This window comes from Spiroplasma endosymbiont of Apeira syringaria (assembly GCF_964020205.1).
Lineage (GTDB): Bacteria > Bacillota_I > Bacilli_A > Mycoplasmatales > VBWQ01 > Spiroplasma_E > Spiroplasma_E ixodetis_A.
On sequence record NZ_OZ026543.1, the window covers coordinates 1,106,833 to 1,119,802 of the forward strand.

The window sequence follows — 12,970 nt, forward strand, 5'->3', positions numbered from 1 at the left end:
ACTTTATTGGACACTAATTACGTAGACAAGTGAACAAAGAAAGGAACTATAATTATGGCCAATATTAACTCATATACCGATGAATTTAAAAAACAAATAGTAGCTTTATATCAAAGTGGCAAATCAGTATATTGCCTTGCTAAAGAATATAATGTTACAAGAGCAGCTACTTACAATTGAATTAAGCAATTTACTAATTCAGGTAGTTTTAAAACTAAAGATAATCGTTCTGTTGAAGAAAATGAATTAATTAAATTAAGAAAAGAATTAAAACAATTAAGAATGGAAAATGATATTTTAAAGCAAGCAGCACTAATAATAGGCAGAAAATAGAAATTATTGTCAAAAATAAAGTTAAATATAAAATTCGCACAATGTGTCATTTTTTAAAAATCTCTAAATCAACATATTATTTTAATTTAAAGAAAAAAGAAAATAAAATCAAAAATAATATTTATGATGAAGCTGTTATTAGTGCTTTTAAAGAAAATAAAGAAGTTTATGGTACTAGAAGATTAAAAGTCATTCTAGAAAACCAAGAAATTTATTTATCAAGACGAAAAATTAAAGAAATTATGAATAAACATAATTTAATATCAAAATACACTAAATTATCATACAAAAATCATAATAACAAAGTTAACGATAGTCCAATAAACAATCTTGTTGATAGAAACTTTAATAATAGAGTTAAAAATGAAGTTATTGTTAGTGATTTAACTTATGTTCAAGTAAATGGTAAGTGAAACTATATTTGTTTATTAATTGACCTATTTAACCGCGAAATAATTGGACATAGTGTAGGTACTAAAAAAGATGCATCATTAGTATATCAAGCATTTATGCACTCAAATCGCTGTTTAAAAGATATTCAAATATTTCATAGTGATCGCGGTAATGAATTTAATAATAAAATTATTGATAAACTTTTACTAGCATTCAATATTAATCGCTCTTTAAGCAAAAAAGGTTGTCCTTATGATAACGCTGTTGCTGAAGCAACCTTTAAAACTTTCAAAAACGAATTTATTAATGATAAAAATTTTACATCATTAATCCAATTAAAATTAGAATTATTTGATTACATCAATTGATATAACAACATAAGAATTCACAGCACTTTAAACTACTTAACTCCAGTTAATTATCAAAAACAAATGTCTACCAAAAAATAGTCCTAAAAAAGGTTGCCATTCCATACATTTGTTTTCTTTCAAATTTGCTATATATGCAAGACATTGCTGTTCAGTTTGAAAAGCATTTTTGAATTAATTCATTTTCATTATTCCCTCCACAAGTACATGTGGGGAGAAGTCCGATAAATAATTAAGTTTTCAATTTTGATAATGAACAATTCTTTTATCTTTTTCATTAAAATAAAATTGTTCATATTCATTAATTATTTGTTTTTCATTTTGTGGATAATAAGTAACTACATTTTTAATATAATAATTTAAAATACTTCAAGGATTACAACTATTAATTTCTAATAATTGACTACAACCACGAATAGCATCTGCCATATCTTGTCAATCTTTTTCAGCAATTTGATGTGCTTCATCAACATGTCTAATTACATAATCATATTTTGAATTATCTGGTAAACCAGTTAATTTAATTTCACTATTATTTTGTTTATATAAAGCACGACATTCAATTTCACTATCTTTATATTTAATAGTTTTACGTGTTTCAGAAAGTGTATAATCTAACCCAATTGCAAATAATACTCATCTATTTTTTAATTGATTTCAAGTATCATATAATTGTTCACTCATATTTCTAAAAACATAAGTTTTAACTTTTGTACGGACTTCTCCCCACATGTACTTGTGGAGGGAATAATGAAACTGAATGAATTCAACAATGCTTTTCAAACTGAACAGCAATGTCTTGCATATATAGCAAATTTGAAAGAAAACAAATGTATTAGGTGTTTTAATTTTAATTTGAATACTTCTGATTTAAAAAGAATGAGATGTTTAAAATGTAATCAAACATTTAGCATTCTCACAGGCACCATATTTTCAAGGTCACAAACATCTTTAACATCTTGGTTTTATCTTATCTTTAGATGAATAAACACCAAACATGGAATTCCATCAACAGATATTGCAAAAGAATTGGGAGTGACTTTGAAAACTGCTTGAAGAATGACTCATAAAATCAGAACACGTATTGCAAAACAAAAACCTCAATTTATTGTTGAAGGTACAGTGCAAATTGATGAAATGTATCTTTCACATATGGGTTTTAAAAAACAAGGAAGATCCTTGGTGAATAAAACCTTGATTGTTGGCATTTATCAAAAAACAACCAATAATTTAATTGTGAAAGTCTTGAAAAACGCAAAGAGTAAAAATCTTTTGCAGTTTGCAAAAAACCACATTTCTTCAAAATGTCTTGTATATACTGATTCTTGAAAATGATATTGCGATTTTAAATCAGTTTTCACTAAGCATGAAACAGTTAACCATCAAGATGGCTATGTTTCAAAAATTGGTGTAAATACCAACCAAATTGAATCAGTTTGAAAACATATAAGAAGAACATTTAAAACACATATCAAAGTTGCAAAACATCATGTTCATTTATATGCTAAAGAAGCTGCATATAAATTCAACAAGATACCTAGTTTTGAAACTGTAATTCTATGTTTGATTTAAAAATGTGGGGAGAAGTCCGTAGATAGGCTTTTCTCAGCATTTATGTGATAAAATTAAAATAGTACATAAAGGGAGAAAAGCCATTTTGTATTAGGTAATACAGTTGCTTTACATTCAAAATCAAAATCTTGAATAGTTTTACCAGATTTACGACTACCTAATTGGTCAATTCTTTTTACAGTTAAAGATTTTTTATAATACATTTGTTTTAAAATATCATTAAGATAACCAAAATGTTCTAACATTTATTTTTACTCTTATTTTCTAAACTAATTGCTATAGGGGTGGTATTATCATTATTTTTTATATCAATTTTAGTAGATAAGTGATATTTATTAACATATGCTCTTTCTAAATATCATGAAGAATTAGAAGAGTGTGACTTTAAATATCTTTGTAAATTTAAGTGTTCAATTTGAGAATGCGCTCAATTAATTTGTTGTAAAAAAGTATTTCTCTTTTTTTCTTTTCATTTTTTTAAAGTATTTTCAGTTATATCTAAATAAATTAACATTCCTAATTTAGTAGGTATTTCATCAAAATCTTTACAATGAATAAAATAATTTTCTAATGATTCTCTTAATTTTGTAACATCATTAAAAATTGTTCTTATTTTTATTTTTTCTTCTTGCACATAAAAATCTCCTTTCATATGCTTTAAAAAAACAAAAATTTATGATATAATTAATATAATCTTTAAGTTAAGTGACGGAAAAAACTAACTTATTAACTTTATTAATTACTTCATATATTTTTTTATTTAATTTTTACAATATAATTATAACAAAAAATAGCATTATACTGCTATTTTTTTATTTCTTTTCTTCTTTTCTTAAATTTAAACATTTTTTTAATTTTATTTCCTAAACTTTTTCAAAATTTAAATTCTGGATGTTGTATTTTATATACAATCATACAACCAATAAAAGTTCCTATAATATTAAGAGAAATAGTTAAGAATAATACTCCAAAAACTTTATTTTTTTCACATAGATTTCACCCATATAAACCTATAAATCATAAAATACTAATTATAAATATTCCTAATAATATTCATCATGCAATATATTCCACTTTTATTTTCCTTTTCTATTTATATTTTTCTTTATTGTACATTATTTTATTAAAAAAGAAAAGATAACTAATAAAAGTTATCTTTTAAACGTAAATAGAATTTGCAGTTTATTTTATCGTTGTTTAACATTATACTCTAAAACCAAACATTTTTCAACAATATTTTAACAAATTTGTTAGAATAGTTAGGAAAAAAAATAAATATAAAGGTGTTAAAAAATGTTTAGTTTTAAAGAATTTCTAAAATCTGAAATCACTAATATTTTAGCAAAATATTTTCAAAAAATCCATGATTATGATGAATATTTTTTTCTAAATAGAGATAAAAATCAATATAAAGTTGCTTGAACATGTAATAGAACAGTAAATACTCCAATTGGAATGGATACTTTTAGACAAAGAGTTTATTGAGATAAAATAAATAAAAAACATTATTATCCAATTTATGAAGAATTTGGTATTAAAAAAAGAGCAAGAATTACTAATGATTTATATTTTGATATATTAGATAATTTAATTGAAAATTTAATAAGTAAAAAAGGTTATTTTAATATTCAATCAGAATTTAAATATACTTCTTTTTCTAAAAATCTTATTTCAAGAATTTTTAAAAATGCAAAAATTGAAAAATGAATACCAGAAAAAAAATTTAAAGTATTAGATAATGAAAAATTAAATATATGTGCAGATGATGCTTATATAACTTGTTGAGATGAAAATGGTTTAAAACAACAATATTGTTGTAGACTTTTAACTTATAATTTAGGAAGAAAAGAAATTTATTCATATAGAAATAAATTAGACAAGAAAATAACTTCATTTATGTTATTTAAAACTAATAATGCACCAAAACAAGAAGAATTACATAATTTTACAATGCAAACTATTAATAATCATTATGATATTAAATTAAATATATTTGCTATTAATTGAGAATATAATAATTATAATGTAGTAGTTGCTGGGGATGGTGCATTATGAATTAGAGCAATGGCTAGTTGATTGGGTTGTTATTATATTTTAGATAAATATCATGCTTATAGTTATTTATGAAAATCTTTTGTTAATGTTCGTGGTAAACATCAAAAGAAAGCACTTGATTGAACAAAATATTTAGATGTAACAACTACTTTTTCAAATGGTAAGTATAATGAATTAATTACTATTTTAGAAAATAATCATAATAAAGTTACTAAAAAAACTTATAATTATTTTAAAAATAATGAACAAGGAATTATTAATCAAAATGCTGATTGAAATATTGGATGTAGTGCTGAAAGTGATGTATATCATTTTTTAAAATCTTTAACTAATGGAGCAAAAATATATCATCATCAAACATTGAATAATATGTTAATAGCAAAAGCAAATTATTTAAATAGTAGAAGTTATCTTAATAGTGCTTAAAGTAATACAATTTAATATTTTTTATTCTAATTTTAAGATTAGAATTTTTGTGTTGTTTAAATGTAATTTTGTAATTATATTTCGGACTTCTCCCCACATGTACTTGTGGAGGGAATAATGAAACTGAATGAATTCAACAATGCTTTTCGAACTGAACAGCAATGTCTTGCATATATAGCAAATTTGAAAGAAAACAAATGTATTAGGTGTTTTAATTTTAATTTGAATACTTCTGATTTAAAAAGAATGAGATGTTTAAAATGTAATCAAACATTTAGCATTCTCACAGGCACCATATTTTCAAGGTCACAAACATCTTTAACATCTTGGTTTTATCTTATCTTTAGATGAATAAACACCAAACATGGAATTCCATCAACAGATATTGCAAAAGAATTGGGAGTGACTTTGAAAACTGCTTGAAGAATGACTCATAAAATCAGAACACGTATTGCAAAACAAAAACCTCAATTTATTGTTGAAGGTACAGTGCAAATTGATGAAATGTATCTTTCACATATGGGTTTTAAAAAACAAGGAAGATCCTTGGTGAATAAAACCTTGATTGTTGGCATTTATCAAAAAACAACCAATAATTTAATTGTGAAAGTCTTGAAAAACGCAAAGAGTAAAAATCTTTTGCAGTTTGCAAAAAACCACATTTCTTCAAAATGTCTTGTATATACTGATTCTTGAAAAGGATATTGCGATTTTAAATCAGTTTTCACTAAGCATGAAACAGTTAACCATCAAGATGGCTATGTTTCAAAAATTGGTGTAAATACCAACCAAATTGAATCAGTTTGAAAACATATAAGAAGAACATTTAAAACACATATCAAAGTTGCAAAACATCATGTTCATTTATATGCTAAAGAAGCTGCATATAAATTAAACAAGATACCTATTTTTGAAACTGTAATTCTATGTTTGATTTAAAAATGTGGGGAGAAGTCCGTAGATAGGCTTTTCTCAGCATTTATGTGATAAAATTAAAATAGTACATAAAGGGAGAAAAGCCTTATATTTTTTAATCTTTTTAAATTTTATGTTATAATTTAATTAACAAATCATAGAATTTGCAGTTATATTGTTAATGTTACTTCATAATTCTAATGGTTAATCTCATACGTCCTTTGACAACCGCCCAAACTTTTTTAATATAAAAATCTTGTTCAATATCAATATAAAATTCTGCAATTCTAGGTTTTTGAAAACCAATTTTATAGATTTTAATAACAAACAAATCTTATCATAAAAAATTATAAAAACAAACAATAAAAGAAAAACGTTACTTAATTTAATAAATATCCGACATCATTATATATCTTTTTTATTTTTTTTAAATAATTTTTTACAAATTTTTATAACTAAAATTAAAACTATAAGTTTAACCACATATTTTTATTTTATTAATTTTATTAGTGTTTAAAAATTTCATAATATGTAAAAATTTTTACTAAAAATAAACACTCCATTAATGCACTAAGATTTTTTATAAAATTAAGATAAGTAGGGTAAAATTATTGCAATTTTTCCAAAAATATTTATCAAAAAAATCAAAAACTTATATAGAGTATGAATATATTTTTGAAAAAAAACTGAAAATATAAATTATTTCTAAAAATAATAACAAATTTCCTTGCAATTTAAATATTATTTGTTATTATTCTTATAAGGATTTAGATAGCCTAGGTCCTTTAAAATTAAGGTAATATGTCAAAACATTATTCAATTATAATATTTTTAAATATAAAAATTTAAAATTAATCTAAAACCCCTAATTTAAACTCTATAACCCCAATAACCTTAAGTTTTATTTATAAATAACCCCCCCTTTTTTTTATAAATGACATATTACCTTAGAAATAATTCTTGTGTAAACAAGAGCTGAAAAGCTCTTGTTTTTTATATATAAAAAAGAAAAAATGAATTTAAAAAGCTAAATTGTAAAGGTAAGTGCAACTAAATTATTTTTCTATCCAAATATTCTATCGGTGAAAGATAATTTAGTATTTTTCTTGGTCTTTGGTTTAAAGACAATATAAATTTATGAACTTCATTTTTACAAGTTTTTGAAAAATTAAATTTTTTAGGAAATTTTTCTCTAATTAAACCATTAGTATTTTCATTAGTACCTCTTTGTCAAGGTGAATATGGATTTGCAAAATAAATTTTCACATCTAAATTTTTTTCAAGTTGTTGTCAATTTGAAAATTCTTTACCACGATCAAAAGTAATGGTTTTAACAATATTTTTAGGAAGAATTGATAAATAATGGCTAATATTTTTGTTAATAACTTTAGTAGTTCTGTTTTTAACTAATATTGCTAAAGTAAATCGTGATACTCTTTCAACTAAAGTTATTAAACATTTTTTACTTTTGCCTCGTGATGATACTATAGTATCTCCTTCTCAATGACCAAGTGTTATACGATCATTAATATTAAGATCTCTTTCTTTAATTGATTTGCTATTGAATTTGCCACGATTTTCTTGAGATTTGCGTTTTTTGCCTTTTCTTCTTAAATTTTTACTAGTAACTTGATCAAGCAATCCAGAATAAATTCAATTGTAAATTGTTTTAAAACTAATAACTCATTGTTTATGAAAATTTTTAATTCTGCCATAAATTTGTTCAGGTGATCAGCCTAATAATAGTTTTTGTTGCACATATTTTACTAAATCTTTATTTTTAAACTTATGAAAAAAAATATGTGATTGTTTTCTATTTTCAGCTTTATTTTGTGCAATCAATGAAAAATAATTACTATTATCTTGATTTCTATTAATTTCTCGAATAATAGTACTAATATTTCGATTAAGATTTTTAGCTATTTCACTAATTTTAACTTTAAATTTCAATTGATTATCAATATAAATTCTTTCATCTACGCCAAGATGTTTATAACTCATATAAAAACTCCTTACTTTTTTTATAAAATAAATTTAGCATTATGAAATTTTTATATGAGAATTTTTTTGCAATTTTATTTACTTGCACTTACAAGTATAATTCAGCAAAATTAAAAATTGAATGTTATAATAAAACTTAAGGATCTATTTATAAATATCCTTAATATTTAAATAATTAAGTTACAGAACTCTAATCACTATAAATATAATAATTCTCTTAAAATTAACCCTAAAACCTTATATTTATAATGTTTTCTACACAATTAAATCTGTAACTTAATTATTGTTCGATAGCAAGAAAAAAATCTTGTTTTTTTTATATGCTAATTTTTTAATTTTATATGAAGTTATACTTACTTATTGTTATAATAATTTTATGAAATTAGGTGAATAAATGAAAAAAGCATTAATTATTGATGGTAACAATTTATTATTTAAAGCATATTATGCTACTGCATACCAAGGAGTTAATCTACATTCGCTACAGGGTATTCCAACTAATGCCGTCTATGCTTTTATTAGAATGCTGACTAAGTACTTAAAATCTAACAACTATGCTAGTGTTTTTGTTGCATTTGATGCTGGTCGTAAAACATTTCGCCATGAAACTTTAGCAACATATAAAGGAAAAAGAAGTGAAACTCCGGTTGAGTTAATTGAACAATTTAATTTAGTTAAAATATTTTTAGAATTAGCACAAATTCCTTGGGGACAAATAAATAATTATGAAGCTGATGATATTATTGGCAGCATTGTTAAAAATAAAGTTGCTAGTAATTATCAAATTGATATTATGAGTAGTGATAAAGATTTATTACAACTATTAGATAACAATATTAAAATTCTTAATCCACAAAAAGGGATGAGTGATTTAAAGGTTATTACTATTTCTACATTTCAATCAGAATATGAATTATTACCTTATCAAGTTACCGATTTAAAGGGATTAATGGGTGATAGTTCTGATAATTTACCTGGCATTAAAGGAATTGGTCAAAAAACTGCTATTAGTTTATTAAAAGAATATGACACATTAGAAAATATTATTGAAAATGTAGAACAATTAAAACCAAATGTTAGTAAACTAATTAAACTTAACTTTAATAATGGTATTATTTGTAAACAACTAGCACAACTTAATTTAAATACACCAATTACTGGTAATTTAGAAACGTTTAATTATAATGTTGAAAATTTAAATAATGAAAAGTTACAAGACTTTTACAAACAATATAATATGAACTCTTTATTAACACAAGACACTAATCCTAAAACTAATAAAAATAGTACATCTCACGTTCAAATTATAAATAAGTGAAGTCAAGAATGAAATTGTGATTCAAATTACTTATGATTAGAAATTTTTGGTGATAATTATAATCGTGATAATATTATTGGTTTTGGTATTAAAAATAAAAAAGGAACATTTTATATTAATAAAATCAATGCAATTAATTGTTCTAATTTTCAACATTTCTTACAAAATAAAAAACTACAAAAAATAACTTGAGATTTAAAAAAGGTTATTATCGCAGGACTACGTTTAAAATTAATAATAAATAATATTATTTTTGACCATATGTTAGCTGCTTACCTTCTTTATGCTAATGAAAAAATATTACCAGAAAACATTGCTGTTATGCTCAATGTCAATGTTAAAGATAATTTAAGCGCTGATGATTTCTATGGCAAAGGTATTAAAAAAAATATTCCCAATGATGAAAAAGAAATAGCTATTTTTTTAGAAAAAAAATTAAATTTTTTAACAGATTCTCATCTCATTCTTATAAAAAAATTAAAAGATACTAATAACTGAAATTTATATCAAGAGATTGAACTACCTGCTGCTTTTGTATTAGTAAATATGGAGTGTAATGGTGTTAACATTGATCAAAAAAAATTAAAACTACTAACTGATAAAACTTTACTAAAAATCCAAGATTTAGAATTACAAATTAAAAAAGAAAGTAATAGTAATTTAAATCCAAATTCACCAAAACAAATTAGTGAATACTTATTTAAAGAATTAAAATTACCTAATTATAAAAAAGGTAGTACTGCTTTTGAAGTTTTAATTAGTTTAAAAAATCAACATCCAATCATCGATATTCTTTTAGAATATCGTAAATTACAAAAATTATATTCCACTTACTTACTTGGTTTACAAAAATATATTTTTGATGATGGTAAAATTCATAGCATTTATAATCAAGTGCAAACCAGTACTGGCAGGTTATCTTCATTAGATCCTAATATGCAAAATATTAGTATTCGCGATAAAGAGCAAAGAGAAGTTCGCAAAATCTTTATTCCAAGCAAACCACATACTAAAATACTATCCTGTGATTATTCGCAAATTGAATTAAGAATATTAGCTCATATTAGTGAAGATGAAAATTTAATTAAAGCTTTTCAGCAAAAGCATGATATTCATCGCGAAACTGCAAGTAAAATATTAAATATACCTTTAGCAGAAGTTACTAACGAACAAAGACAAAATGCAAAAGCTATTAATTTTGGAATTGTTTATGGCATTTCTAGTTTTGGTTTATCACAACAAATAGGAATTAAAGTTGAAGATGCTAAAATATTTATTAATAAATATTTTTCGGTTTTTCCAAAAATTAAAAGTTATATTAATAATATAATTGATTTTTGTGAAAAAAATGGATACGTTCAAACAATTTTTAATCGTAGAAGAGAAGTAATGGAAATTACAAATAAAAATAAGGTGATTCAAAATTTTGGTAAACGAATAGCAATGAACATGCCAATTCAAGGTAGTGCTGCTGATATTTTAAAATTAGCAATGAATAAAATTTATAAAGAAATAAAAAAACAAAATATTGATGCAATATTAATTGCACAAATTCATGATGAATTAATTTTTGAAGTTGAAGATAATAAAGTTAATGATGTTATTACTAAAATTACTAAAATTATGTCTAATGTTACTAAATTAAAAGTTCCCTTATTAATTAATACTAGTATTGGTGATAACTGATTTGAATTAAAATAAATTTGGCTTTTCTCCCTTTATGTACTATTTTAATTTTATCACATAAATGCTGAGAAAAGCCTATCTACGGACTTCTTCCCACATTTTTAAATCAAACATAGAATTACAGTTTCAAAACTAGGTATCTTGTTGAATTTATATGCAGATTCTTTAGCATATAAATGAACATGATGTTTTGCAACTTTGATATGTGTTTTAAATGTTATTCTTATATGTTTTCAAACTGATTCAATTTGGTTGGTATTTACACCAATTTTTGAAAAATAGCCATCTTGATGGTTAACTGTTTCATGCTTAGTGAAAACTGATTTAAAATCGCAATATCCTTTTCAAGAATCAGTATATACAAGACATTTTGAAGAAATGTGGTTTTTTGCAAACTGCAAAAGATTTTTACTCTTTGCGTTTTTCAATACTTTCACAATTAAATTATTGGTTGTTTTTTGATAAATGCCAACAATCAAGGTTTTATTCACCAAGGATATTCCTTGTTTTTTAAAACCCATATGTGAAAGATACATTTCATCAATTTGCACTGTACCTTCAACAATAAATTGAGGTTTTTGTTTTGCAATACGTGTTCTGATTTTATGAGTCATTCTTCAAGCAGTTTTCAAAGTCACTCCCAATTCTTTTGCAATATCTGTTGATGGAATTCCATGTTTGGTGTTTATTAATCTAAAGATAAGATAAAACCAAGATGTTAAAGATGTTTGTGACCTTGAAAATATGGTGCCTGTGAGAATGCTAAATGTTTGATTACATTTTAAACATCTCATTCTTTTTAAATCAGAAGTATTCAAATTAAAATTAAAACACCTAATACATTTGTTTTCTTTCAAATTTGCTATATATGCAAGACATTGCTGTTCAGTTTGAAAAGCATTGTTGAATTCATTCAGTTTCATTATTCCCTCCACAAGTACATGTGGGGAGAAGTCCGATAAATTTTTAAAAATTTATTAATATTTAAAATAAATTAGTTTATTATATTTTATTGGAAGGAAAATAAAAATGCCAGAATTACCCGAAGTTGAAACTGTTCGCAAAACTTTACAACCACTTTTAACTAATCATAAAATTATTGGTGTTAGAATTCTTTTAAATAAAATTATCAAAACACCAAGTATTGAACAATTCACAAAACAAATTATTGGACAAACAATAAATGATGTTCAAAGAGTTGGTAAATTATTAATATTTATATTAGATGATTATGTATTGTTAAGTCATTTACGAATGGAAGGAAAATATTATTTTCAACAAAATAATCAATCAATAAATTGGAAACATGTCTTATTAATATTAGAATTAGACAATAAATACGAATTAAGATATCATGACACAAGACAGTTTGGAACCTTTCATTTACAAACTAAAAATGAATATCAAAAAATAAAACCTTATATTAATATTGGTCCAGAACCTTTTAATAAAAATGTTACTGCTGAATATTTAAAAAATAAATGAAAAAATAAAAGTCAAAGTATTAAAGCAACATTATTAGAACAAAATGTTATGAGTGGTTTAGGAAATATTTATGCAGATGAAGTATTATTTTATGCTAGTATCCATCCGCAAAGTATTACTAAAAACTTAATACTTAAACAATTACAAGAAATCATTAATAAAGCAAAATTTGTGCTTAATAAATCAATAAAACTTGGCGGATCAACAATTAGTAGTTATACTTCAAGCCTTGGTGTAACAGGTTACTATCAACAAGAATTACAAGTTCATACTAGAGCAAAAATGCCTTGTTTTAAATGCCATACTATTATCAAAAAAATAAAAATAAACCTTCGCGGAACTTACTTTTGTAATCACTGTCAAATTAAATATTAACTGTGGAAAAATCAAAAGTATATATTAATAAAGAATATTTTTA

General features: G+C 23.5%; 13 protein-coding genes. 6 read left to right on the forward strand and 7 right to left on the reverse strand.

Annotated features, from left to right (window positions below; translation table 4 throughout):
- Positions 1–54: 54 nt before the first annotated feature.
- A protein-coding gene (locus tag AACL02_RS06835; protein ID WP_339040370.1) for an IS3 family transposase occupies positions 55–1,175 on the forward strand; the annotation gives its coding sequence in 2 pieces (ribosomal slippage) (positions 55–298 and positions 298–1,175; 1,122 coding nt in all).
- A 93-nt stretch (positions 1,176–1,268) separates the two neighbouring features.
- Here AACL02_RS06835 and AACL02_RS06840 read toward each other — a convergent pair.
- Positions 1,269–1,826 carry a hypothetical protein gene (locus AACL02_RS06840; RefSeq protein WP_339040372.1) on the reverse strand — a complete coding sequence of 186 codons (558 nt, stop codon included), beginning with the start codon at positions 1,824–1,826 and terminating at the stop codon, positions 1,269–1,271.
- Positions 1,827–1,850: 24 nt separating this feature from the next.
- Between AACL02_RS06840 and AACL02_RS06845 the strand changes: the two genes are divergently transcribed.
- Positions 1,851–2,666 (forward strand): IS1595 family transposase, encoded by an 816-nt coding sequence (locus AACL02_RS06845; protein ID WP_339043659.1) that lies wholly within the window; start codon positions 1,851–1,853, stop codon positions 2,664–2,666.
- A 53-nt stretch (positions 2,667–2,719) separates the two neighbouring features.
- Here AACL02_RS06845 and AACL02_RS06850 read toward each other — a convergent pair whose 3' ends face one another.
- The 3 genes from AACL02_RS06850 to AACL02_RS06860 all read right to left on the reverse strand — a co-directional run bounded on the left by AACL02_RS06850 (position 2,720) and on the right by AACL02_RS06860 (position 3,740).
- Positions 2,720–2,911 carry a hypothetical protein gene (locus AACL02_RS06850; protein ID WP_339040374.1) on the reverse strand — a complete coding sequence of 64 codons (192 nt, stop codon included), beginning with the start codon at positions 2,909–2,911 and terminating at the stop codon, positions 2,720–2,722.
- Positions 2,905–3,300, reverse strand: a complete 396-nt coding sequence (locus AACL02_RS06855; RefSeq protein WP_339040376.1) for a terminase small subunit — start codon at positions 3,298–3,300, stop codon at positions 2,905–2,907. Before AACL02_RS06855 ends, AACL02_RS06850 begins: the two co-directional genes overlap by 7 nt.
- Before the next feature lie 170 nt (positions 3,301–3,470).
- Positions 3,471–3,740: a hypothetical protein gene (locus AACL02_RS06860; protein WP_339040378.1), complete on the reverse strand. Its 270-nt coding sequence runs from the start codon at positions 3,738–3,740 to the stop codon at positions 3,471–3,473.
- Positions 3,741–3,959: 219 nt separating this feature from the next.
- On the opposite strand from AACL02_RS06860, the gene AACL02_RS06865 reads away from it, so the two are divergent.
- Positions 3,960–5,147: an Mbov_0401 family ICE element transposase-like protein gene (locus tag AACL02_RS06865; protein ID WP_339040380.1), complete on the forward strand. Its 1,188-nt coding sequence runs from the start codon at positions 3,960–3,962 to the stop codon at positions 5,145–5,147.
- Here the strand turns inward: AACL02_RS06865 and AACL02_RS06870 are convergent.
- The gene (locus tag AACL02_RS06870; RefSeq protein ID WP_339040382.1) at positions 5,134–5,319 is read right to left on the reverse strand and encodes a hypothetical protein; all 186 of its coding nucleotides are present in this window, start codon (positions 5,317–5,319) and stop codon (positions 5,134–5,136) included. The two genes, AACL02_RS06865 and AACL02_RS06870, sit on opposite strands and share 14 nt — an antisense overlap.
- On the opposite strand from AACL02_RS06870, the gene AACL02_RS06875 reads away from it, so the two are divergent.
- Positions 5,265–6,086 (forward strand): IS1595 family transposase, encoded by an 822-nt coding sequence (locus AACL02_RS06875; RefSeq protein ID WP_339040384.1) that lies wholly within the window; start codon positions 5,265–5,267, stop codon positions 6,084–6,086. The genes AACL02_RS06870 and AACL02_RS06875 overlap by 55 nt on opposite strands.
- Before the next feature lie 1,026 nt (positions 6,087–7,112).
- Here the strand turns inward: AACL02_RS06875 and AACL02_RS06880 are convergent.
- The gene (locus AACL02_RS06880) at positions 7,113–8,063 is read right to left on the reverse strand and encodes an IS30 family transposase (protein WP_339040386.1); all 951 of its coding nucleotides are present in this window, start codon (positions 8,061–8,063) and stop codon (positions 7,113–7,115) included.
- A gap of 394 nt (positions 8,064–8,457) precedes the next feature.
- Between AACL02_RS06880 and polA the strand changes: the two genes are divergently transcribed.
- The gene (gene polA, locus AACL02_RS06885) at positions 8,458–11,082 is read left to right on the forward strand and encodes a DNA polymerase I (protein ID WP_339040388.1); all 2,625 of its coding nucleotides are present in this window, start codon (positions 8,458–8,460) and stop codon (positions 11,080–11,082) included.
- An 86-nt stretch (positions 11,083–11,168) separates the two neighbouring features.
- On the opposite strand, the gene AACL02_RS06890 is transcribed toward polA, so the two are convergent.
- Positions 11,169–11,984: an IS1595 family transposase gene (locus tag AACL02_RS06890; RefSeq protein WP_339043661.1), complete on the reverse strand. Its 816-nt coding sequence runs from the start codon at positions 11,982–11,984 to the stop codon at positions 11,169–11,171.
- Between the two features lie 112 nt (positions 11,985–12,096).
- Between AACL02_RS06890 and mutM the strand changes: the two genes are divergently transcribed.
- The gene (gene mutM / locus AACL02_RS06895) at positions 12,097–12,927 is read left to right on the forward strand and encodes a DNA-formamidopyrimidine glycosylase (protein WP_281748612.1); all 831 of its coding nucleotides are present in this window, start codon (positions 12,097–12,099) and stop codon (positions 12,925–12,927) included.
- The last annotated feature ends 43 nt before the right edge of the window (positions 12,928–12,970 follow it).